23 protein-coding genes are annotated in these 22,420 nt (G+C 64.6%); 14 read left to right on the top strand and 9 right to left on the bottom strand.

Going from position 1 to position 22,420, the window contains the following annotated elements:
• Positions 1–54 precede the first annotated feature (54 nt).
• Positions 55–1,353 carry a calcium-binding protein gene (locus ACZ1G0_RS00400; RefSeq protein WP_472735130.1) on the top strand — a complete coding sequence of 433 codons (1,299 nt, stop codon included), beginning with the start codon at positions 55–57 and terminating at the stop codon, positions 1,351–1,353.
• A 53-nt stretch (positions 1,354–1,406) separates the two neighbouring features.
• On the opposite strand, the gene ACZ1G0_RS00395 is transcribed toward ACZ1G0_RS00400, so the two are convergent.
• Genes ACZ1G0_RS00395 through rbfA form a run of 5 tightly spaced genes read right to left on the bottom strand, consistent with a single transcriptional unit; the run spans position 1,407 to position 4,862 of the window.
• Positions 1,407–2,300 carry an alpha/beta fold hydrolase gene (locus tag ACZ1G0_RS00395; RefSeq protein WP_472735129.1) on the bottom strand — a complete coding sequence of 298 codons (894 nt, stop codon included), beginning with the start codon at positions 2,298–2,300 and terminating at the stop codon, positions 1,407–1,409.
• Positions 2,297–2,836 (bottom strand): DUF1643 domain-containing protein, encoded by a 540-nt coding sequence (locus ACZ1G0_RS00390; RefSeq protein ID WP_472737743.1) that lies wholly within the window; start codon positions 2,834–2,836, stop codon positions 2,297–2,299. Before ACZ1G0_RS00390 ends, ACZ1G0_RS00395 begins: the two co-directional genes overlap by 4 nt.
• A gap of 2 nt (positions 2,837–2,838) precedes the next feature.
• The gene (truB, locus tag ACZ1G0_RS00385; RefSeq protein ID WP_472735128.1) at positions 2,839–3,750 is read right to left on the bottom strand and encodes a tRNA pseudouridine(55) synthase TruB; all 912 of its coding nucleotides are present in this window, start codon (positions 3,748–3,750) and stop codon (positions 2,839–2,841) included.
• Positions 3,751–3,765: 15 nt separating this feature from the next.
• Positions 3,766–4,470 carry a phosphodiester glycosidase family protein gene (locus ACZ1G0_RS00380; RefSeq protein ID WP_472735127.1) on the bottom strand — a complete coding sequence of 235 codons (705 nt, stop codon included), beginning with the start codon at positions 4,468–4,470 and terminating at the stop codon, positions 3,766–3,768.
• On the bottom strand, positions 4,467–4,862 hold the full coding sequence (rbfA, locus tag ACZ1G0_RS00375) for a 30S ribosome-binding factor RbfA (RefSeq protein WP_472735126.1): 396 nt from the start codon (positions 4,860–4,862) through the stop codon (positions 4,467–4,469). The genes ACZ1G0_RS00380 and rbfA overlap by 4 nt, the downstream gene beginning before the upstream one ends.
• A 94-nt stretch (positions 4,863–4,956) precedes the next feature.
• On the opposite strand from rbfA, the gene dapB reads away from it, so the two are divergent.
• A complete protein-coding gene (gene dapB / locus ACZ1G0_RS00370; RefSeq protein WP_472735125.1) occupies positions 4,957–5,769 on the top strand; it encodes a 4-hydroxy-tetrahydrodipicolinate reductase in 813 nt (270 codons plus the stop codon).
• A gap of 51 nt (positions 5,770–5,820) precedes the next feature.
• A complete protein-coding gene (locus ACZ1G0_RS00365; RefSeq protein ID WP_472735124.1) occupies positions 5,821–6,198 on the top strand; it encodes a dihydrodipicolinate reductase in 378 nt (125 codons plus the stop codon).
• Here the strand turns inward: ACZ1G0_RS00365 and ACZ1G0_RS00360 are convergent.
• Entirely contained in the window at positions 6,195–6,416 is a 222-nt protein-coding gene (locus ACZ1G0_RS00360; RefSeq protein ID WP_472735123.1) for a DUF1674 domain-containing protein, read from the bottom strand. The genes ACZ1G0_RS00365 and ACZ1G0_RS00360 overlap by 4 nt on opposite strands.
• Positions 6,417–6,474: 58 nt before the next feature.
• Here ACZ1G0_RS00360 and ACZ1G0_RS00355 point away from each other — a divergent pair, with 58 nt between their 5' ends.
• The 9 genes from ACZ1G0_RS00355 to ACZ1G0_RS00315 all read left to right on the top strand — a co-directional run bounded on the left by ACZ1G0_RS00355 (position 6,475) and on the right by ACZ1G0_RS00315 (position 17,920).
• On the top strand, positions 6,475–7,725 hold the full coding sequence (locus tag ACZ1G0_RS00355) for an RsmB/NOP family class I SAM-dependent RNA methyltransferase (RefSeq protein ID WP_472735122.1): 1,251 nt from the start codon (positions 6,475–6,477) through the stop codon (positions 7,723–7,725).
• A 30-nt stretch (positions 7,726–7,755) separates the two neighbouring features.
• Positions 7,756–9,456: a heparinase II/III family protein gene (locus tag ACZ1G0_RS00350; protein WP_472735121.1), complete on the top strand. Its 1,701-nt coding sequence runs from the start codon at positions 7,756–7,758 to the stop codon at positions 9,454–9,456.
• A gap of 18 nt (positions 9,457–9,474) precedes the next feature.
• The gene (purH, locus tag ACZ1G0_RS00345) at positions 9,475–11,064 is read left to right on the top strand and encodes a bifunctional phosphoribosylaminoimidazolecarboxamide formyltransferase/IMP cyclohydrolase (protein ID WP_472735120.1); all 1,590 of its coding nucleotides are present in this window, start codon (positions 9,475–9,477) and stop codon (positions 11,062–11,064) included.
• Between the two features lie 110 nt (positions 11,065–11,174).
• Positions 11,175–11,642: a signal peptidase II gene (lspA, locus tag ACZ1G0_RS00340; RefSeq protein WP_472735119.1), complete on the top strand. Its 468-nt coding sequence runs from the start codon at positions 11,175–11,177 to the stop codon at positions 11,640–11,642.
• Positions 11,643–11,699: 57 nt separating this feature from the next.
• A complete protein-coding gene (locus ACZ1G0_RS00335) occupies positions 11,700–12,221 on the top strand; it encodes a DUF3035 domain-containing protein (RefSeq protein ID WP_472735118.1) in 522 nt (173 codons plus the stop codon).
• A gap of 84 nt (positions 12,222–12,305) precedes the next feature.
• Positions 12,306–13,640: a M16 family metallopeptidase gene (locus ACZ1G0_RS00330; protein ID WP_472735117.1), complete on the top strand. Its 1,335-nt coding sequence runs from the start codon at positions 12,306–12,308 to the stop codon at positions 13,638–13,640.
• Positions 13,637–14,953, top strand: a complete 1,317-nt coding sequence (locus ACZ1G0_RS00325) for a M16 family metallopeptidase (RefSeq protein WP_472735116.1) — start codon at positions 13,637–13,639, stop codon at positions 14,951–14,953. The genes ACZ1G0_RS00330 and ACZ1G0_RS00325 overlap by 4 nt, the downstream gene beginning before the upstream one ends.
• A gap of 31 nt (positions 14,954–14,984) precedes the next feature.
• Positions 14,985–16,787 (top strand): DNA mismatch repair endonuclease MutL, encoded by a 1,803-nt coding sequence (gene mutL, locus ACZ1G0_RS00320; protein ID WP_472735115.1) that lies wholly within the window; start codon positions 14,985–14,987, stop codon positions 16,785–16,787.
• Entirely contained in the window at positions 16,784–17,920 is a 1,137-nt protein-coding gene (locus tag ACZ1G0_RS00315; protein WP_472735114.1) for a DNA recombination protein RmuC, read from the top strand. The genes mutL and ACZ1G0_RS00315 overlap by 4 nt, the downstream gene beginning before the upstream one ends.
• A 139-nt stretch (positions 17,921–18,059) precedes the next feature.
• On the opposite strand, the gene ACZ1G0_RS00310 is transcribed toward ACZ1G0_RS00315, so the two are convergent.
• Both ACZ1G0_RS00310 and ACZ1G0_RS00305 read right to left on the bottom strand, forming a co-directional pair.
• The gene (locus ACZ1G0_RS00310; protein WP_472735113.1) at positions 18,060–19,223 is read right to left on the bottom strand and encodes a TIGR03862 family flavoprotein; all 1,164 of its coding nucleotides are present in this window, start codon (positions 19,221–19,223) and stop codon (positions 18,060–18,062) included.
• Positions 19,213–20,532 carry a mechanosensitive ion channel family protein gene (locus ACZ1G0_RS00305; protein WP_472735112.1) on the bottom strand — a complete coding sequence of 440 codons (1,320 nt, stop codon included), beginning with the start codon at positions 20,530–20,532 and terminating at the stop codon, positions 19,213–19,215. The genes ACZ1G0_RS00310 and ACZ1G0_RS00305 overlap by 11 nt, the downstream gene beginning before the upstream one ends.
• 61 nt (positions 20,533–20,593) lie before the next feature.
• On the opposite strand from ACZ1G0_RS00305, the gene ACZ1G0_RS00300 reads away from it, so the two are divergent.
• The gene (locus tag ACZ1G0_RS00300) at positions 20,594–20,902 is read left to right on the top strand and encodes an HNH endonuclease (protein WP_472735111.1); all 309 of its coding nucleotides are present in this window, start codon (positions 20,594–20,596) and stop codon (positions 20,900–20,902) included.
• Here ACZ1G0_RS00300 and ACZ1G0_RS00295 read toward each other — a convergent pair.
• On the bottom strand, positions 20,899–22,053 hold the full coding sequence (locus ACZ1G0_RS00295) for an ATP-grasp domain-containing protein (protein WP_472735110.1): 1,155 nt from the start codon (positions 22,051–22,053) through the stop codon (positions 20,899–20,901). The genes ACZ1G0_RS00300 and ACZ1G0_RS00295 overlap by 4 nt on opposite strands.
• Positions 22,054–22,188: 135 nt before the next feature.
• Between ACZ1G0_RS00295 and ACZ1G0_RS00290 the strand changes: the two genes are divergently transcribed.
• Positions 22,189–22,410, top strand: a complete 222-nt coding sequence (locus ACZ1G0_RS00290) for a hypothetical protein (RefSeq protein ID WP_472735109.1) — start codon at positions 22,189–22,191, stop codon at positions 22,408–22,410.
• Positions 22,411–22,420: the final 10 nt, after the last annotated feature.

Here is a 22,420-nt window from a genome sequence, read left to right as displayed (position 1 = left end):
CGCGAATGTGCACCCTAGACGTCAAGAATTGAACCCCCGCTGATGGAGTCGTAAATGTTTTTGCTTATTGGTCTTGGTGCCGTACTTGCCTTGTCGTTGCTCGTTGATGGCCTCGGAGGGGATGACAATGATTCCGGCGGTGTGACGCTTCCAGCTGAATCCGAGAACCCTGCAACCAATGGCGATGACTTTTTCGCCGGTACGCCTGAAGGGGATCTCTTTGATGGACTTTCCGGCAACGATACCATCGGTGGAGATGCGGGCGACGACCGGCTTTTGGGTCGCGCCGGTGCTGACCTGATCAGCGGAAACGCGGGCGCAGATACGCTAGATGGTGGCGGCGACGGCGATACGCTGTTCGGCGGCGATGATGACGATTTTCTGTTTGGGCGTACCGGCTTTGACTCCCTTAACGGTGGGGCTGGTGATGATGCGCTGTCCGGCGGTTTCGGCAATGACAAACTTGCCGGGGGCGATGGCGAAGACACCCTCTCCGGCGACAGCGGAAACGACACGATTGATGGCAACAACGGTGCTGACCTGATCTTTGGCGCGGAAGGCGCTGATGTTCTGCGTGGTGAGGTGGGCAATGACACCATCGAAGGCGGCGCGGGCAATGACTCCCTTGTTGGTCAGGGTGGTTCGGACAGCCTGCTTGGTGGCGTTGGCAATGACACGCTGTCGGGCGGCAACCAAGACGATATCGCAGATGGTGGCGTTGGAGATGACGTAATCGACGGCGGTTCCGGCAGCGATACCGTGATCGGCGGGGACGGAGATGACGTTCTATTCGGGCGCTTCGGCAACGACCTCGTCAATGGTGGGGAGGGCGATGATACCATCCAAGGTGGCGCGGCTGACGATGTCGTGTCGGGGGATGCGGGCAACGACCTGGTCACGGGCAACGATGGCGATGACCTCGTGCTGGGCGGCTCCGGCATTGATGTGCTGGAAGGCGGTGCAGGCAATGACACGATCAACGGCGCGTTCGATCTAGAGGTGCTGGAAACCGAAGCCGACACAATTGATGGCGGCGCTGGTGACGACAGCATCGTGATCGGTGACGGGGATCAGGCCACCGGGGGCGAAGGTACGGACACCTTCAGCACAGGGACCTACGTGACGGCAGCGAACGCGCCGGTTTTGACGGATTTTGTCGCCGGGACAGAGACCTTGCAGGTCACTTACGCCAGCGACGCAGCCGTCCCGGTCATCACTTTCGCACCCGAAGCGGATGGCGGTACAGGCACGATCGTGATCGCGGACGGCCAAGCCGTGGCCATTGTACGCGGAACCGGAACGATCAGCGCTGCAGATGTAACGCTGGTTCCCGTATTACCTGCCGCCAGCTAGCACATTCTGTCTTTCTACTACGAAGGCCTGCGCATCCGATGCGCGGGCCTTTTCTACGTCGCCTTGAAAAACGGAAGGGCCACATCGACAACGGCCCCCGGGTTCTCTTCCATCGCAAAGTGCCCGCACGTGATGGAGTGATCTGTCAAGTACGGCGCCCACGCCCGCCAACAGCCCGGCGCGTCCCCCGTTTGCGCCGGAAACCCGGCCTGGGCCCAAATGAACAATGTGGGGATATCAATCGTGCGCCCATTCGCGCGATCCGCGTCGTCCAGTTCCCGATCAAATGTTGCACCGGCGCGATAGTCGGCACACATTGCCGCAATCCGCGCGGGGTCTTTGGCTTGCGCAAGATAGCTGTCCAAACTGGCGGTTGGGAACACGCCCATGTCTGCCCCCAAAACCCAACTGCGCAAAGTCCATTCGATATAGGCCGTCGGATCAGAATTGATCATACGCTCTGGTAAGGGGGCAGGCTGCGCAAGAAAGGTCCAATGATAGGCCTTCATCGCGAGTTCTGCTGACCAGTGTGCCCAAAAGTCGCCAGTTGGGACCACTTCAATAATGCCAAGACGCATCACACGGTCCGGGTGGTCCAGTGCCATCCGATAGGCCACCCGTGCCCCGCGGTCGTGACCTAGTATCCGCGCCTTAGGGATATCGAATGCATCCATGATGCCAACGACATCCAAGGCCATGCGCCGTTTGGAATAGGTCCTGTGCTGCGCATCGTTGGCAGGTGCGGCGCTGTCCCCGTAACCGCGTAAGTCTGGCAGAACACAGGTAAAATGCTGAAACAGATCGGGCAGGACCTTCGCCCAGCATCGGTGGTTCTGCGGAAAACCGTGCAAAAGGACCAGCGTTGGACCTTTTCCGCCGTGCCGCACGGCCAAACGTACCCCATCCACTATAACGTCTGTTCGGGTCAGTCCGGGAAGCTCGCTCATGGTCTCACCTCGTTTTGGGGCCGTTCACACGTCCCCCACGGTTCCGGCTGCTTGGCGTAACTGATATAGAGGGGGTGCTTGGGATGGCCCGCCTTGGACAGGCCCAAGTGATACAGGGGCAGGCCCGTGGCGCGTAGCAGGTTTTCCACCTCGGGACCGCGATTTCGGTGCGCGCCGTGGGTGCCCCAGGCGCAGATCACGTGGCCGGCCCATGTTGCGGCCTCGAGGATGGCGGCGTCATTGTCGGGGCCGGTGGGATCGTCTTGCGCACGCATGTCGCGCGGATCCGTGGCGCGATATGCAAAGATGTTGGTGACCCGAAACGCCCCATGCCCCAAGGCCCGCGCCCGACGTTCGCAGCGTTCCACGGTGGGATCGTTCTGCACCTCGGTCGCGGTCGAGGGGTTTAGCATCAGGAAATTCACCCGACTGCCCGCCGGGTCCCACACCCGGGTCAGGGCATAGCGATAGTGTTCACAGGGCGAGTAAACCGCAACAGATGGTGCATCCCCCTTGGTGTGACTGCGCGTGATCAGCGTCATTGAAAGGTCTGGAACACGCGTGAGGGGTGCAGCTCACCAGCCTTGAACACCCCCACCGCCACGGCTTGCCCGTTCAGAGAGGCCCAACATTCGTCGCCGTAGTCCACGTCCGCTGTCAGGACCATACCGGGGTTGCCATTGCGCATCTTGGCGGCGGCCTCGGCGGTGCAGGGCACCTCGGGCAGATCGGCCAGACCCCATTCCAAGGGTTTGATATGTTTGTCTAATTCCGGGTCTTGGGCCAATGCATCCAATTGATCGAAGGCCAGGCCGTCCTCGGCCTCGAACGCGCCGGACCAAGTGCGACGCAGCCATGCGACGTGGCCCAAACAACCCAGAGCAGTACCCAGATCCCGGGCGATGGACCGCACATAGCCGCCCTTGCCGCAAACCATTTCCAGTTCGACCGTGTCGGGGGTGGGGCGGGCGATCAGGTCAAGGCTGTCGACCCAAAGCGGACGGGCGGCCAGGTCCATCGCCTCGCCTTCGCGGGCCAGATCGTAGGCGCGTTCGCCATCAACCTTAACGGCGCTAAACTGCGGTGGTACTTGCATAATTTCGCCGCGGAACCCTTCCAGCGCGGCCTCGATTTCGGCGTCAGAGGGGCGGGTGTCGGCGGTCTGGATCACCTCGCCTTCGGCGTCGTCGGTCGTAGTGGCGGCCCCGAGGTTCACCACAAAGCGATAGCATTTCAGCGCGTCCGTCACATAGGGCACCGTCTTGGTCGCCTCGCCCAAGGCCACGGCCAAAACACCGGTCGCTGCCGGGTCCAGGGTGCCCGCGTGACCGGCCTTTTGCGCCTGCAACGCCCAGCGGGCCTTGCCCACCACGGACGTGGATGTGACCCCTGCGGGTTTGTCGATGATCAGCCATCCGTGAACCGGGCGACCCTTCTTTTTGCGTGCCATATCAATACTCTAACATTATTCGGGGTCGATCACCGCGACCATGGGTCCAAGGGGCAGACCGGGATCGTTGCGCCCGATACCCGGCGCATACAACCGCGAGACGCGCCCGTCAAAGTACAACGCATTGGGCACCCCGATCACATCGCGGAACAGGGTGGCCAATTCGTGAAACGTCACGGGCGTGTCCGAAATTGCAAAGACAACGCGGCTGCCGTCCTCGCTGGCCCCGACCCCGTTGCGGATGTTGCGATAGGTGCTGTCGGGCAGAAACCGGGGGTGCAACGCGCCGTCGATCACCAGCATCGGCCCGGACTGCGACGCGTGCACACATTGTGGCAAGTCGCGCGCGAACCGTGCACTTTCCCGCACGAGTCCCCCGTTTTCGGTCACGCAGAACACCCCGTTGGGCAGCATCCCGAAATTGCCCGGCCCGTCGGATGTGATCAGCCGCATTTCCTGAACCCCGTCTTCGATGTACAGACCGACCGGCGCGCGGTCGGGGTGGTACATCCCGGCATTCATGGCAAAGGCGATCTGGCCGTCGGTTTCGATCCGGCTGAAGGCGCCGAGGATGCGGCCGTCCGCGCCGCGCAAGGCAAGCTCGATCCGTTGGCCCGCCGCGACCTCGCACACCGTGAAGGCCTGCCCGCGATGCTGGACCGGTTCGCAGGCCAGCGCGGGGACCGCCAGCACCAGCCACGCCAGTGCCGCGCGGATCACTTGTCCAGATCCTGACGCACCTTGTCGGAGTCCAGCAAGGCGCGGGTTTCGTCGATCCGGTCAAAGGTTTCGTCAATCAGGAACCGCAGCTCGGGGGCGTGTTTGATCGTCAGACCCTTGGACACCAGCGTGCGCAATTCGCCCTTGTTGCGGGCCAGGGCGGCGATGGCCTCGGCCTTTTGCTTGCCGCCCAGGGGCAGCACGAAACAGGTGGCGATCCGCAGGTCGGGCGTCACGCGCACCTCGGACACGGTGATCGACAGTTGGGTCAATTCGGGGTCATGGGCGTCGCCGCGCAACAGGACCTCGGACAGGGTGCGGCGGATGACTTCGCCCACGCGCAACTGACGCTGGCTTGGCCCTGCGCCCTCGGAAAACCGTTTTTTGCCCATGATGTGCACTCCTATCCAGTCCCCGGCACATAAGCCCAGCGTTGCATCCGCGCAAGCAATTGCGCAAGACAGGCGAAACGCGAAGGAGGCACGCATGAGCGATAAACCGGGCATAGTGGTCATGGGCGGGTCGGGCCGCATGGGGCAAATGTTGATCCAGGTGGTGCAGGCCAGCGATGCGTGCCGCCTTGTGGGGGTCACGGAACGGGCGGGCCACGGTTGGGCCGGGCGCGATCTGGGGGAGTGTATGGGCGGCAGTGCCACTGGCGTGCCCGTGACCGACGACCCGATCGAGGTGGTCAAGGATGCTCAGGCGGTGATTGATTTCACCTCGCCCGCCGCCACGGTCGCCATGGCCGAACTGACGGCCCAGGCCCGCGCCGTCCATGTGATCGGCACCACGGGTCTGTCGGCGGATGATATCGACGTGCTGGACCGTGCCGCCCGCCATGCCACTATTGTGCGCGCGGGCAACATGTCCTTGGGCGTGAACCTGTTGACCACGCTTGTGCGGCAAGTGGCCGCCGCCCTGGACGAGGATTACGACATCGAAGTGATCGAGGGCCACCACCGCCACAAGGTCGATGCGCCCTCGGGCACGGCGTTGATGCTGGGCGAGGCGGCGGCCCAGGGGCGCGGCGTGGATCTGGACACGGTGTCGGACCGGGCGCGCGACGGGATCACCGGTGCCCGGGAACGGGGTGCCATCGGGTTTCACGCCATCCGGGGCGGCGATATCATCGGGGAACACGACGTGATGTTTGCCGCCGACGGCGAACGGATCACCCTGCGCCATGTGGCCAGCGACCGGTCTGTGTTCGCGCGCGGGGCGCTCAAGGCCGCGCTATGGGGGCAGGGCCGGGGGCCCGGTGCCTTCGATATGTTGGATGTTTTGGGCCTAAAGTGATCCAACCCCGTGTTTGGCCCGTAGGAAGGACAAACAATACGGGGTTAGACGATGCGTGATTGGGTTTTTGCAGCGGCGTTCGGTGTGGTTGCGGTGTTTGCCATGGCGCCCGCGCCCGGGGCCTTTGCCAGCGACAGCTTTGACCGGATCCCGGACAAATCCGAATTTGTGCAGATGGTCACGGGCAAATCCCTGACCCGCCTTGGCATCAGCCTTGACGTGGCCGAGGACGGCGAGATCACGGGCAACGCCTTTGGTCGCCGGGTCGCGGGCGATTGGTCGTGGGAGGACGGCTTTTTCTGCCGCACGCTGTCCTACGGGAACGAGGTGTTGCCCCGCAACTGCCAGATGGTGAAGGTGCGCGGCAACACGGTGCGTTTCATCGCGGACAAGGGCACGGGCGACACCGCAGACCTGCGCCTGCGTTAAAAGTCGATGGCGATGCCCTTCTTTTCCCAATCGCCGTAGCGCACGGGATCGGGGCCGTCGCGGCCCCCCAGTTCCGTCGGAAGCGCCTGTGCGGCAGCGGCGGCTTTGCGGGCGTCCGCTTCCTCCAGAGCTTTGCGGGCGATGTCGGGCAGTTTGGCGCGCCGCTCTGCCTCGGTTTCCTTAGGCTGTGCGGGGATGGGGTCGGTTGTATCGGTCATAGGCTTTGATATACGCCGCAGATGCTTTTACTCAAGCCTACACCGTTAAAGGACCTCCATGGCCAGTGACCTAGACGCCCGCCGCGCTGCTTTGCGCCTTTTGCATGCCGTGCTGTTGGAAAAACAGATGCTGACCGAGGCGGCCAGCGGGTTGCGCGTGGACGGCCCCGACGAGGCGCGCGCCATGCGCTTGGCCGGGCTGGTCCTGCGCCACTTGGCGCGGATCGACGCCTATCTGCGCCCCCACATCACGCGCCGCCCGCCCCTGCGCGTCCAACAAGTACTGCGTCTGGCGGTGGCAGAGCTGCGCCTTGACGGGGGGGCCGCCCACGGTGTGGTGCATGCCGCCGTGTCCCTGACCAACGAGGTGCCCAAGACCGCGCGCGCCAGTGGCATGGTCAACGCGATCCTGCGCAAATTGGCCGAGGATCAGGCGGGCTGGGACGCTCTGCCCCCCGCGACCCTGCCCCCGTGGCTGCGCGCGATGGTCGCCAAGGCCCATGGGCAGGACCGTCTGAACGCCATCGAAGACGCCCACCTTGCGGGCGCACCCCTTGACTTGACCCTGCGCGGCGACCGCCCCGAGGGGTTGGAGGGCGAGGTTCTGCCCACCGGGTCCCTGCGCGCGAAGGCGGGACAAGTCACCGCCCTACCGGGGTTCACGCAAGGCGCGTGGTGGGTGCAAGACGCCGCCGCCGCCGTGCCTGTGCGCACCATGGGGGACGTTGCGGGCCTGCGTGTGCTGGACCTGTGCGCCGCCCCCGGGGGCAAGACCATGCAACTGGCCGCCGCCGGGGCGCAGGTCACGGCGCTGGACGTGTCCGCCGGACGCCTGCGCCGCCTGTCCCAGAACCTGACCCGCACGGGGCTACAGGCAGACATCGTGGCCGCTGACGCCATGGGCTGGACCCCGGATGCGCCGTTCGATGCGGTGTTGCTGGACGCGCCCTGTTCGGCCACGGGCACCATCCGCCGCCACCCCGACCTGCCGCACCTGCGCAGTAAGGCCGAGATCGAGGCGCTGACCAAGTTGCAGTACCAACTGCTGGACCGGGCGCTGACGTTTGTGAAACCCGGCGGCACGCTGGTGTATTGCACCTGCTCCCTTCTGCCTGTGGAGGGGGAGCATCAGGTCTCGGCGGCGTTGAAGCGCAACCCGGGCTTGCGGGCCGAACCGCTGGACCCTGCCGCCCTTGGCCTACCCCCCGAAACCGCCAGCGCCCATGGCCTGCGTCTGTTGCCCGATCTGTGGGCGGACAAGGGCGGGATGGATGGGTTCTACATAGCCAAGCTGCGCGTGCCGTCCTAAGTTAGCCTGAACCAACAGACAGAGCCGCCCATGCCAACCCTGACCCGCGCCCGCCTTGCCGCCGCCGCCCGCCGCTGGCGGGTGCTGCGCGCACGGCCCGGGCGTGTGGCCCGCGCGCTGGTCAGCTATCCCGAACCTCAGGCCATCGGGTCCTACGCCCGGGGGCGGCAGTTGATGGCAGGCAACCTGCTGTTTGCGGGGGTCCTGCTGGAACGCCCCGGTGCGTCCCTGTGGTCCGTTCCCGCCCCCAACCCCATGTGGGCCCGTCAGGTGCAGGGCTTTGACTGGCTGTCGGATCTGGCGGCTGTGGGCGACGCGGAGGCCCGCGCGCTGGCGCAGGTGTGGTTGCAGGATTGGATCACGCGCTATGGCACCGGGCGCGGGCCGGGCTGGACCCCTGCGCTGACGGGGCGTCGCCTGATCCACCTGATCACACACGCGCCCTTTGTGCTGTCCCAGATGGAAAGCGCGGGCCAGCGGCGGCTTTTCCTGTCCCTGACCCGGCAGGCCAATTATCTGGCCCGCGAATGGCCCCGCGGCCCCCGCGGCCTGCCCCGGGTCGAGGCCTTGACGGGCCTGATCTACGCCGGCCTGACGCTGGAGGGGTTGGAACCCCTGCGCCACCGCGCCGCCGAAGCGTTGGCCGACACGGTCACCGACGATATCAGCGCGGACGGGGGCCTTGCCTCTCGCAATCCGGAAGAGCTGTTGGAGCTGTTCACCCTGCTGGGATGGGCCAAGGTTGCGCTGGCCGATGCCCGGTCCGTGGTGCCCGACCCGATCGACGCCGCGATGGAGCGTATCGTGCCCACCCTGCGCGCCCTGCGTCACACGGATGGGGCGCTGGCCCGGTTCCACGGCGGTGGTCCGGGTGTTGCGGGCAAGTTGGACAAGGCCCTTGTGACCAGCGGCGTGCGCACCCCGGCGGCCACAGGTCCAGCCATGGGATTCGCCACGTTGCAACACGGACGCACCGCCGTTGTCGTGGACGCCGACACCCCACCCTTGCGCAGTGGGACGGCCCATGCCTCCACGCTGGCGTTCGAGGTGTCCTCGGGCACCTGCCCCCTGATCGTGAACTGTGGACCGGGGCGGTATTTCGGGGCTGATTGGGCGCGGGCGGCCCGGGCCACGGCCAGCCATTCGACCCTGTCGCTGGAACGCTATTCGTCCGCAAGGATCGGGGGGACCGTTATGACCCCCGATGGTCCCATGGCGCCCCTGATCCAGACCCCGCGCAAAGTGACGGCGCAAAAGACCGGCAACCGGAAGGCCAGCGCCCTGATCCTGTCCCACGATGGCTATGTGCCCAGCCACGGCTTGACGCACCTGCGCCGCCTGATCCTGTCCGTGGATGGCCGCACTCTGGAGGGCGAGGACAGCCTGCGCGCCGTGTCCAGCCGCGACAAGGACCGGTTCAGCAAGGCGATGGACGCCGTCAAGCTGCAAGGCATCCCGTTTCAGGTGCGCTTTCACCTGCACCCGGATGCGGACGCCAGTGTCGATCTGGGGGGGCGGGCGATCTCTATCGCGCTGATCAGCGGCGAGGTGTGGGTGTTCCGCGCCCCTCGCGCGCAGGCGATGACGCTGGAACCCTCGGTCTATCTGGACCCCAGCCGTCTGAAACCACGTGCGACACAACAGATCGTGTTAACGGCCCGCCAGATACAGTATGCGGCCAGCATTGATTGGACCCTGACCAAGGCCCACGACGGCCCCGGTCATTCGTAGAACCAAAGGACCTGCCCCATGACCGACCTCGTGCCTGTGACCCGCGCGCTGATTTCCGTATCTGACAAGACCGGATTGGTCGAACTGGGACAGGCGTTGGCCGCGCGGGGGGTGGAGCTGCTGTCTACTGGTGGATCGGCCAAGACCCTGCGGGACGCCGGGCTGGACGTGCGGGACGTGGCCGATGTGACGGGCTTTCCAGAGATGATGGATGGGCGGGTCAAGACCCTGCACCCCGCCGTCCACGGCGGCCTGTTGGCCTTGCGTGACAACCCTGACCATGTGGCGGCGATGCAGGACCACGGGATCGGCCAGATCGACCTGCTGGTCGTGAACCTGTATCCGTTCGAAGCGGCGCTGGCGCGCGGGGCGGATTATGCCGAGATGATCGAGAATATCGACATCGGCGGCCCCGCCATGATCCGCGCGGCGGCCAAGAACCATGGGTTCGTCACGACGATTGTGGATGTGCAGGATTACGACGCCCTGCTGGCTGAATTGGACGCGGGCGACGGGCAGACGACGCTGGCCTTCCGCCAGCGCCACGCCCAGATCGCCTATGCGCGCACCGGGGCCTATGACGCCGCTGTCAGCACCTGGATGGCCGGGGCAATTGGCGAGGACACCCCGCGCCGCGTGGTGGTCGCCGGGGAGCTGGCCCAAAGCCTGCGCTACGGCGAGAACCCGCATCAGAACGCGGCCTTCTACACCGATGGCAGCGCGCGTCCGGGCGTGGCCACCGCCGCCCAGCATCAGGGCAAAGAGCTGTCGTACAACAACATCAACGACACCGATGCAGCCTTTGAACTGGTGGCAGAGTTTGATCCCGCCCATGGCCCCGCCTGTGCGATCATCAAACACGCCAACCCTTGCGGCGTGGCTCAGGGCGCGACCCTGACCGAGGCCTACCAAAAGGCGTTTGATTGCGACCGGACCAGTGCGTTCGGCGGGATTGTGGCCCTGAACCAACCGCTGGACGCGTCCACGGCGGAACAGATCACCGAGATCTTTACCGAAGTCGTCATCGCCCCCGGGGCCGACGATGCTGCGCGCGAGATCTTCGCCAAGAAGAAGAACCTGCGCCTGCTGACCACGGACGGACTGCCGGATATGCGGGCGGCTTTGCGGGCCTACAAACAGGTGGCGGGCGGCATGTTGGTGCAGGACAAGGACACAGGGTTCGTTGGCCTTGATGACCTGCGGGTGGTGACCAAACGCGCCCCCACCGAGGACGAGATGCGCGATCTGCTGTTCGCGTGGAAAGTCGCCAAGCACGTCAAGTCCAACGCCATTGTCTACGTCAAGGACGGGGCCACCGTGGGTGTGGGCGCGGGGCAGATGTCGCGTCTGGACAGCGCCCTGATCGCCGCCGCCAAGGCAGACCGCATGGCCAAGGCACTGGGCCTGCCCGAAAGCCTTGCCAAAGGCAGCGCGGTGGCGTCGGATGCATTCTTCCCCTTTGCCGATGGTCTGCTGGAAGCGGCGGCAGCGGGGGCCACATCGGTGATCCAGCCCGGCGGGTCCATGCGTGACGACGAGGTCATCGCCGCCGCCGACGAGGCCGGTCTGGCCATGGTCCTGACCGGCATGCGCCACTTCCGCCACTAGGGTTTCGCGCTGCGCACGACCCGCCGGGGGCCAGCCCCCGGACCCCCCGAGGGTATTTTTGGAACAATGAGGGGGTGGGCGGTGCGTTTTGACTGGGGTACAGGGGCGTTATGAAGCATCTTTTCTACGCGGCCCTTGCGGCCTTTGCCATTGATCAGCTGTCCAAGCTGTGGGTTGTCCATTGGATGGATTTACAAACCCGCTTGGCGGTGGATGTGTTTCCGCCCTATCTGAACTTTCGCATGGGGTGGAACACGGGCATCAACTTTGGCCTGTTTGCCGACAGCGCCGCCGCCATGCGGTGGGTGTTGATTGTGATCGCGGTGGGGGTCTCGGGCTGGCTGGTCTATTGGGCGCGGGGGCAGGCCCGGCCCGTCACCCTGATCTCGGTCGGGTTCATCGTGGGCGGGGCCTTGGCCAATGCGCTGGATCGGGTGATCTATGGCGCGGTGGCGGACTTTCTGAACATGTCGTGTTGCGGGATCGACAACCGCTTTACCTTCAACATCGCCGATGTCTTCATCTTTGCCGGGGCTTTTGGGCTGGTGATCTTTGCCGACGAGAAAAAGGCGGCGTGACGCCCCCGGTTCTTTGAGGTACACGCAGGTAACGGCACGATAGTGAGGGCAGCGCAGATGTCACGCATAGCATACCGCACCTTTGGCGTTCTGACGGCGGCCATGATTCTGGGCGCCTGTGGCAACGACACCCCGGCGTTGATGAATATCCGATCCGCGGACGGCACGCCGGACGAATTTGCCATTCTGCCCACGCGCCCGCTGGTCCAGCCCGAGGATTATGCGACCCTGCCGCCCCCCACCCCCGGTGGGACCAACCTCAGTGACCGCGCCCCCTTTGACGAGGCTGTGGCGGCCCTTGGGGGCAACGCGGATCGCGGTGCGGCGGGCAACGGGGCCTTGGTCGCCAGCGCCACCCGGTTCGGGGTGACGCAAGACATTCGCGGCACCCTGGCCGCCGAGGATCTTGAATTCCGCCGCCAGAACGACGGGCGGCTGTTGGAACGTGTGTTCAACGTGAACGTCTATTTCAACGCGTACCGACCCCAGTCGCTGGACAACCACGCCGAATTGCGCCGCCTGCGCAACGCGGGCATTCGCACCCCTGCCGCCCCGCCCGAGGGGGCGCAGGGCGACTGACCGGTCACAAGCGCGTGTAGCTTGCGTTGACTTGTGCGCGGCCTTGCCCATGTTGTGACACAGCATAACCGGACCGGAGGCCCCATGCGCATTATCGCAGCACTCGCATCCCTGATCATGGCCCTGCCCGCATGGGCGGAGGATGGCGTGACGACATTTACCCTCGACAACGGGATGGAGGCCGTGGTGATTCAAGACACCCGCGCCCCGGTTGTCGTCCACATGGTCTGGTACCGCGTGGGATCGGCGGACGAGGTGGCGGGCAAATCCGGCATCGCCCACTTTCTGGAACATCTGATGTTCAAGGGCACCGACACCATGGCACCGGGCGAGTTTTCGTCGATCGTCGAGGCGCAGGGCGGGTCCGACAATGCTTTTACCAGTTATGACTACACGGCCTATTTCCAGCGTGTCGCCTCGGACCGGCTTGGCCTGATGATGCAGCTGGAGGCGGACCGCATGCGCAACCTTGTGCTGGATGACGAGGACATGCTGACGGAGCGGGACGTGGTGAAGGAAGAGCGCGCCCAGCGGACCGACAGCAACCCCGGTGCCCTGTTGCGCGAACAGATGCGCGCGGCCCAATACCTGAACCACGCCTATGGTCGGCCCATCATCGGCTGGATGCACGAGGTGGAGGAGTTGACGTTGCAAGACGCCCTCGATTTCTATGCCCTGCATTATGCGCCCAACAATGCCGTGCTTGTGGTCGCGGGGGACGTGGACCCGGCAGAGGTGCAGGCGCTGGCCGAGGAGCATTATGGACCCATCGCGCCGTCGCCCACGTTGGAACGCCGCGACCGCGTGGCAGAGCCGCCGCAGATCGCCGCCCGCTACATCCACATGCAGGACGAGCGGGTGTCGAACCCCTATGTCCTGCGCACCTATCTGGCCCCCGAACGGGATCCCGGGGATCAACGCACCGCTGCGGCCCTGACCCTGTTTTCCAGCCTTCTGGGCGGTGACAGTGCGACGTCCCACATGGGACAGCTGCTGCAACAGGATGAAAGTGCTGCTGTTTACACGGCGGCCTTCTATTCCGGCCAATCCCTTGACGACACGACCTTTGGCTTGATCGTCATGCCCACCCCGGGCCGCACCTTGGAACAGGCTGAGGCGGATATGGACCGCGCCCTAGAGACTTTCTTCGAGGCGGGCATCGACAGCGCCAAGCTGGAGCGGCTGAAGGCGCAGGTGCGTGCCACCGAGATTTATGGCCGCGACAGTCTGCGGGGGCGGGCCAATGCCTATGGGCAGGCCCTGACCCAAGGCCTGACGGTCGAGGATGTGCAGGCCTGGCCCGACATCCTGCAATCCATCACCGAGGAGGAAATCCTCGCTGCGGGCCGCATGGTTCTGGACCCCCGGAAATCCGTGACCGCCTATCTGTCCCGCCCTGAAACGGAGGCGACTCAATGACCTTTCTGCGCACCTGTATCGCGGCCCTTCTGATCACCCCCGTTGCCGCACAGGCGGAGGTAGAGATCCAGCGCGTCGTCTCGCCCGGGGGGATCATGGCGTGGCTGGTCGAGGAACCCTCGATCCCGTTCATGGCCATCGACATCAATATCGTAGGCGGTGCCGTGCTGGACCCGGCGGACCAACAGGGGGCGACCTTCATGATGATGGGCCTGCTGGAGGAAGGCGCGGGCGACATGGACAACCAAGCCTTTGCCGAGGCCGTGCAATCCCTGGCCGCGCGCATGAGCTTTGAATCGTTCCGCGATACCGTGTCGATCAACGCACAGTTCCTGACCGAAAACCGGGACGCCAGCGTTGATCTGCTGCGCGAGGCCTTGGTCAATCCCACCTTTGCCGAGGACGCGGTGGAACGGGTGCGCGGGCAGGTTCTGTCGATCCTTGCCAGCGATGCCCAAGACCCCGAGGAAATCGCCAGCGCCCAGATGATGGCCCTGACCTATCCGGGCCACCCCTACGCCCGCAAGATGGAAGGCACGCCGGAAACCGTAGCCGCCCTGACGGTGGACGACCTGCGCGCCGCCCATCGGCGTGCGCTGGTGCGCGACCGGATGCACATCGGCGTCACGGGCGATATCTCTGCGGCGGAGCTTGGCCCCCTGCTGGACCGTCTGCTGGGCGAACTGCCCCTGTCCAACACGCCCCTGCCGGACAAGGCGCCCCATGGGTTGGCGGGCGGTGTGACGGTGATCGACTTCCCCTCGCCGCAATCGGTGATCCTGTTTGGCCATGAAGGGATCGAGTTTGATGACCCCGATTACCTGACGGCTGTGGTGATGAACCATGTGCTGGGGGCGGGGGGCTTCGGCTCTCGCCTGACCGAAGAGATCCGGGTCAAACGTGGCCTGACCTATGGCATCGGCAGCTTTATGGTCCCCCGCGACTATGCCGCCGCGATCCTGGGGCAGGCGTCCATGTCCAACGACAACGTGGGCGATGCCATCGACCTGATCCGCACCGAATGGGCCAAGATGGCCGAAACCGGCCTGACGCAGGCCGAACTGGACAGCGCCATCACCTACATCACCGGGGCCTACCCCTTGCGCTTTGACGGGAACAGCCGGATTGCAGGGATCCTGTCAGGGATGCAGACGTCGGGCCTGCCCATCGACTACATCCCGGGGCGCAATGACAAGGTGCGCGCCATCACCCTAGAGGATGTGAACCGGGTCGCCGCCCGTATCCTTGACGCCGACGCGCTGCACTTCATCGTCGTGGGGCAGCCGACAGATCTGGAATCCGGCCCCTTCTAGAATCGCGGGCGTTCATGCTATCCCTTGGGTCATGAACGCCCCCGACCGCAATATATCCGCACCCGCCATTCGTCAGTTGGACGAGGCTGCCGTGAATCGCATCGCCGCGGGCGAGGTGATCGAGCGCCCCGCCTCGGCGGTGAAGGAGTTGGTGGAAAACGCGCTGGACGCAGGCGCGCGGCGCATATCCGTGGACGTGGTGGCGGGGGGCAAGACCCTGATCCGCATCACCGACGACGGCCACGGGATCGCTGCCGCCAGTCTGCCCTTGGCCCTGTCGCGCCACGCGACCTCCAAGATTGACGGGTCGGACCTGACCAACATCCACAGCTTTGGCTTTCGGGGCGAGGCGCTGGCGTCCTTGGGCGCGGTGGGTCGGTTGACCATCACCTCGCGGGCCATCGGCTCCGACACGGCGATGGAGGTGCGCGCCAACGGGGGCCGCATCGACGCGCCCCGCCCCGCCGCCCTGTCCGCCGGCACCGTGGTCGAGCTGCGCGATCTGTTCTACGCCACGCCCGCGCGCCTGAAATTCCTGCGCACGGACCGAGCCGAGATGCAGGCGGTGGCGGACGTGATCAAGCGGTTGGCAATGGCGGAGCCCTTTGTCGGTTTCACCCTGCGCGACCTATCCGGCGATACCCCCCGCGTCACCTTCCGCGCGGACCCGCAATCGGGCGACCTGTTCGACGCCCTGCACGGGCGCTTGTCACAAGTGTTGGGGGCGGAGTTCGCGGAAAACGCCCTGCCCATCGACGCGGAACGGGACGGCATCGGCCTGACGGGCTATGCCGCCTTGCCGACCTATTCACGCGGGGCGGCGGTGGCGCAGTTCCTGTTCGTCAATGGCCGTCCCGTCCGTGACAAGGTCCTGCTGGGGGCCTTGCGCGCGGCGTACTTCGACTTTCTGTCCCGCGACCGGCACCCGGTGGCGGCGCTGTTCATCGACTGCCCGGCAGAACGGGTGGACGTCAACGTGCACCCCGCCAAATCAGAGGTCCGTTTTCGCGACCCTGCCGCCGTGCGCAGTCTGATCGTGTCCAGCCTGCGTCAGGCGCTGGCCGGGGCGGGGCACCGCGCCTCGACCACCGTGGCCACGGCGACTTTGGGCGCCATGCAGCCAGAGGGGCCTGTCCGCCCCGTGTACCAGATGGACCGCCCGTCGGACCAAGCGCGCAGCCTGTCCTATCAGATGCAGACGCCCGCCTTTGCCGAACCCTCTGCCCGGTTCGAGACGGCCGCGCCTGCCCCCGCCGACGACCGCCCCCTTGGGGCCGCCCGCGCGCAGGTGCACGAGAATTACATCATCGCCCAGACCGCCACGGGCATGGTCATCGTAGATCAACACGCCGCCCACGAACGCCTTGTGTATGAGCGGCTGAAACGGCAGATGGCGGAGACTGGTGTGGCGGCTCAGGCCCTTCTGATCCCCGAGATCGTGGAATTGGCGCAGGGCGATTGCGCCCGCCTGATGGAGCTTGATCTGGGCCGCTTTGGCCTGACGCTGGAACCCTTTGGCCCCGGTGCACTGGCGGTCCGGGAAACCCCTGCGATCCTTGGCCCCGTCAACGCCGAGGCGATGCTGCGCGATATCTTGGACGAGTTGGACGACACCGGCGACAGCCTGACCGTGCAGGCCCGGATTGAGGCGGTGCTGTCCCGCATGGCCTGTCACGGGTCCGTCCGTTCTGGCCGCCGCATGGGCCCGGAGGAGATGAACGCCCTTTTGCGCGAGATGGAGGCAACGCCCCATTCGGGCCAATGCAACCACGGACGTCCGACCTATGTGCATCTGCAACTGTCGGATATTGAACGGTTGTTTGGCCGCACATGACAATTGACCTGTCTGACCCTTTGCACCTTGCCGCGCTGATCGGTGGGGCGGTTGTGGCCCTGATCCTGCTGCTGCTGATCCTGTCCCTGCGCGCCTCGGCCCGGGCGGCGCGGACCGTGGCCCCGCTGGCCCATCACATGGGCCACCTGAGCCAGCGGGTCGAAGGGCTGGCCAATGGTCAGATGCAGCTGACCGGGGGGCTGACAGCCGTGTCGGACGCCCAAGCCAAGGCGCAGGCCTTGATGATGCAGACCATGGAACAGCGTCTGGAAGAGGTGCAAAAGTCCATGGGCGAGACCCTGCACGGCACTTCGACCCGCACGGCCCGGTCATTAGGTGAGTTGCAGCAGCGGTTGGAAACGATTGACAAGGCGCAGGCCAAGATCGAGAGGCTGTCCGGTGATGTGCTGTCCCTGCAAGACATCCTGTCGAACAAACAAACCCGGGGGGCGTTCGGGGAAATCCAGTTGACGGATATCGTCAGCAAGGCCCTGCCCCCGGACAGCTATGCCCTGCAATCGACCCTGTCCAATGGCAAGCGGGCCGATTGCCTGATCCACCTGCCGAACCCGCCCGGACCCATCGTGATCGACAGTAAATTCCCGTTGGAAGCTTTTGAGGCCATGGTCCGTGCGGCCAGCGAAATAGAGAAGAAACAGGCGGTTACGGCGTTTCGCATTGCCATCAAGACCCATATCCGCGCGATATCGGACAAGTACATCATCGAAGGCGAAACGGCGGATGGGGCGTTGATGTTTCTGCCGTCCGAGGCGGTCTATGCGGAACTGCACGCCAATTTCCCCGAACTGGTGCGCGAAGGGTTCACCGCGCGGGTTTGGATCGTGTCCCCCACAACATGTATGGCCACCCTGAACACCATGCGCGCCATTTTGAAGGATGCGCGGATGCGGGAACAGGCGGGCGAGATTCGCAAACAGTTGGCGATGCTGCACCGGGATGTGGAACTTGTGGTGGAGCGGGCGGCGAAGCTGTCGACCCATTTTGATCAGGCCCGCCGGGATGTAGACGGCATATCGGTGGCAGCGGAACGGGCCGGAAAACGAGCGGACCGGCTGGAAAGCTTCGAGTTCGACGAGCCTGCGCCGGAGGTGGTCCCCCTGCCCAAAGGTTAACGAGAAACGCCGGTGCACATGAGCCAAAACTGTTCTTGCGTTAACCTATGACGGGGGCGCGCCCACGACCCCCATCGAGGGGGCCGCGTGCGCGTTGAGGTTCCACCTCAAACTCCGGGGTATTTGGAACCCAATGAAGCTAGGTCGATGCGATCCATTGGGCCGCGTGCTGCCCGGCGTGTCGCCCGGTGGCAAGGCATCCGGTGATCAGGTAGCCCCCCGTGGGCGCGTCCCAGTCCAACATCTCGCCACAGGCAAAAGTGCCGGGGCGGGTGCGCAGCATCAATGTGTCGGTGAGGTCCGTGCGGCGCAGTCCGCCTGTGGTTGAAATCGCCTCGTCCATGGGGCGGAAGCCATCGTGTTTAACGGGAATGTGTTTGATCAGGGGGGCGAGGTCATCGGGTAGGGGGCGGCCCCATTCTTGCAGCAGAGCGATCTGGGCGGGGGTCAGGCCCAGTGCCTTTCGCAGATGGTTGGGCAGGCTGGCCTTGCCACGATTTTGGAGGCGGGCGCGGATGTCGTTAAGGTTAATGTCTGGTTTCAGGTCGAGGTGGAGGGGGTGGCCTGCGCGCAAGGCGGGGGACAGAGCATAGAGGCCGCCGCCCTCAAGTCCCCGGGCCGAGAGGGTGAATTCTCCGCGGTGGGTTTTTCCGTCGATCGTTAACCCAGTGTTCTTGATTGGCGTGCCAAAGTGTCGGGACATGTGGTCGGACCAGTGCACCGTCAGGCCTACGTTGGACGGTTGGAAGGGGGCGGTGTCCATCCAATCGGCCCATGCGCCGTCGCTGCCCAAGCGCGCCCAACTGGCCCCGCCGCACGCGAGTACGGTGACAGTGGGGGTGATGTTCTGGGTGCCCGTGGGGGTGTCGAACGTGAGCGCGTTACCGTTCCATCCGGTCCAGCGGTGGCGGGTGCGCAGGGTGACCTGTTTGTCCGCAAGACGGGCGAGCCAATTGCGAAGAAGAGGAGACGCTTTCATGACCTTTGGGAAAACCCGGCCAGTGGAGCCTGTGAAGATGTCTTGACCCAAACCGCGCGCCCAGTCTTGCACTTGCGCGGGGCCGAAGGTGGCCAGCATGGGGGCCAGCCAGTCGGTGTCGTAGTGGGCGGCGAAGGTGGAGAGCGGTTTGGCCATGGTCAGGTTCAGCCCAGATTTTCCGGCCATCAGGAATTTGCGCGCAGGGCTGGGTTTTTGATCCAAGATCACGACCTTGCGACCCGCATCTGCCAAGGTCTCGGCGGCCATCAGGCCGGCGGGGCCTGCGCCGATGACCAGCGCGTCTGTGGCTGTTTCACCGTCCACGGGTACGCAGATCGCCGGTAATCTCCAGCGTCTGATGGGGGAAGGGGATCTTGATGCCGTTGTCTTTCAGGGCGTTCCAGACCACGAAGCGGATATCGCTGGTGTAGCGGTTCTTGCCGTCGTCCAGACCGTTGCACCAGAACTCCACCGCGAAATCCACGCCAAAGTCGCCAAAGCCGCGCAGCTCGACGTCCGGCAGCTCGGGCTCGGACAGGACGTCTGGGTGGGCAGCGACGGCCTTGCCGATAATCTCGGGGATTGTGTTGATATCGGTTTCATAGGAGACGGAGAAGTCCACTTCGTATCGTTTGGCGGACCCGGCATCGGAGTAGTTGGTGACGCGGGTAACGATGAAGTCTTCGTTCGGGACCACGATCCACTTGCCGTCGAAGGTCTCTAAGATCGCGGCGCGGGCGGTCATCTTGACGATCGTGCCAGCCTCGCCGCCGTCCAGTTCGACGAAATCGCCCACGGTGGCCTGCCCTTCGAGCAGGAGGATGACGCCCGAGATGAAGTTCGACGCGATTTTCTGCAGGCCAAAGCCGATGCCCACACCCAAGGCCCCGGTCAGCACGGCGAGGGACGTCAGGGGCACGCCCATGATGTTCATCACGATCAGGAAGGCGAGGCCGAAGATCGCGATTTCCGCAGCCTTGGCCGCCAGCTCCCGGGTGGCGGGACGCATTTCCTGGGCCTTGATGTAGCTGGCGGATTGATCGTTTGACCAGCGGCCCAGCCAAAAGATCACGCCGCCGACCACGGCGAACCGGATCAGCCAAAGGACCGAGAACGACAGGTTGCCCAAGGGGACCACGGTTGCGTCCAGCTGAGCGGTGACCGGCTCCAGCAGGCCGATGGTGTAGAGGGCCGCCACCGGGATTGCGACGTAGCGACCCAGCAGGCGCAAGAACGGGTCGTGCAGGATATCGCGCACAAAGGCGCGCACGGCGAGGAACAGGAACACGCGTTTGCCAAAGGCGACCACTGCGCCGGACCCAAAGATCGAGCGGGTGATCTGTTCCCCGATGGACAGGAACACAAAGGCAAGCAGGGGCAGCAGCAGGGGCAGGAACATGCGTGCGAACCGGCGAACCTTGGACAGGATGGTGGTGGACCCGTCCTCGGGCGTCAGTAATCGCATCAGCAGGGGTGCCAGTTTACGTGACGCGAAGACCGCCAGACCGTAGGCCACCACCAGCAAAGCGAATTGTGACCACGCGGCTGGGGACGTCAGCCATTCCAGTGCCACGTCGAGGATGGGTTGGATGTAGCCCAAGGCCTGGCCTACGATGGGTGGCAGATTTTCCATGGCTCTTGTCCCCGTTGCCCTTTGAGCCAGCTTTACGGCAACAAAGAAACGGAGGCCAGCCATGTCCGACGATCTGCCCCTATGTGCGTTGTGCGAACGCCCGATCCCGCCGCACGCCAAGCAAAGCTTGCACCACCTTGTGCCGAAACTGCGCGGCGGAAAGGGCGGGCCTACGGTTCTGGTGCATCAGGTGTGTCATAATGAAATCCACGCCAGCGCGTCAGAGGCGGAGCTGGCCCGGGTCTGGAATACGCCCGAGGCGCTGCGCCGCCATCCCCGTTTGGAAAAGTTCATCAAGTGGGTGCGCAAGCGGCCCGATGATTTCCATGGCAAGACGGCCCACGGGCGGCGGGGGTGGAAGCGCAGTTAGCAGCGGCGGTGTAAAAGGGCGCTGAAGGCGTCGAAGACGTGCCGCATGTGCGGCGCCTTGTAGGGGAATGTCGTGCGGCAATCCATATCGTGGACGATCAGGGCGTTGTCGACCTCGAACACCACAAGGTTACCGTGTGCATCCTCGGCGCAATCCACGCCGAAGTAGTCGAGGCCGAACACCTGTGCCACGGCTGCCAAAGCTGCCCCGTGACGATGGGCGAAATCATCCTTGAAGGTGTCCATAAAGCGCGCCTCGGCGGCGCGTTTGTGCGCACATTGATCCATCCCTGCGTTCAAATACCAAACGTCCCATTGGTCCGCGATGGCCATATGGCAGGGCTGGGCGACGCCATCGGTCAAAGTGATCCGGTATTTCCGGTATGTGCCATCCGTGGGGCAGGCGTAGTCGATGAATTCGGACACGAAGAAGGCCTGTTCCGGAAAACTGGCCAGATAGGTGGTCAGCTGGGCGGCCGTGTCGATCTTGGCCAGCCCGTACCCGGCATGTGACCCCACAGGGCGGCAGACACGGGGAAAGTCTATGGCCGCGGACAGGCCTTTGCGTGTCACACGCCGTGTCTTTGGCACCCGCAGACCCGGAATATGACCCAGAAGATCCGGTAATGCATCGCGATCCGGGCGCACCAAGGTGCGTGGCAGGTTTACCACAGGGACCCCGGTGTCGCGTGTCAGGGCCCGCACGTGCTGGTACAGGTCCGCCGCATTCGGGTCATCGGCAGGCACGGCGCAAAACGCCACATCATGAGGTGGCAGGTCGTAGGGCTGCACCGCGCCGGGGCGCAGAAAACACGTGATGATCTCGAAATCATCCCCGGGCAACAAGAATTCCACCGGGGTATTGCCGCCCATCTGCACGGGTGCTGCGAAAACCAATAAGGTCTTGCGCGCCGGGTGCGGGCGGTAGGTGCGGTACACATTGCAGTCATCCAGCGCGCGGGCCTGCCATGCCATCCCCTGCGCCGTGTTTCCGGTCAATTGATCGACCACCGACAGGTCCATCAGGGTGCTGGCGGACGCGGACCCGTCCTGGCACCGCGCCAACAATTCCGCGCGGATTTCGGTCAAATCTCCGCCGCCAAAGGCGACTTGGGTCAGGGCTGCCAGCCCCAATCTGCTTTGCGGTTCCATTCTGGCCCTCACGTCTGTGTGGGCGGACCCTGTCACACGGATGTTTAAGGTTCGGTGAATGGCACAGAATTCTCCCCTAGCCCCGGCAGCCCGCACCTGCCACACTCTGCCCCGTCACACACAAGGAGAGACGACATGGGACTGGGCGATATGTTCGGCAAAGCGGCAGAGATGCTGGGCGGTCAAGATGCCATCATGGGCAAGCTGGAAGAATTCGGGATCGACCCGGCGGAATTGGCCAGCATGGACCCCGAGGCGATCACGGGATTTCTTGAGGAAAAGGGCATCGATCTGTCGATGCTGGAAAACTTTGGCATTTCCGTCGAGGACGTGATTGCCAAGTTCAAGGGCGAATAAAGCCTCTTTC

This window comes from Thalassobacter sp. HA4-2 (assembly GCF_055693705.1).
The sequence above is the reverse complement of the archived record's forward strand: the minus strand, read 5'-3'. Positions and strand labels throughout refer to the sequence as shown.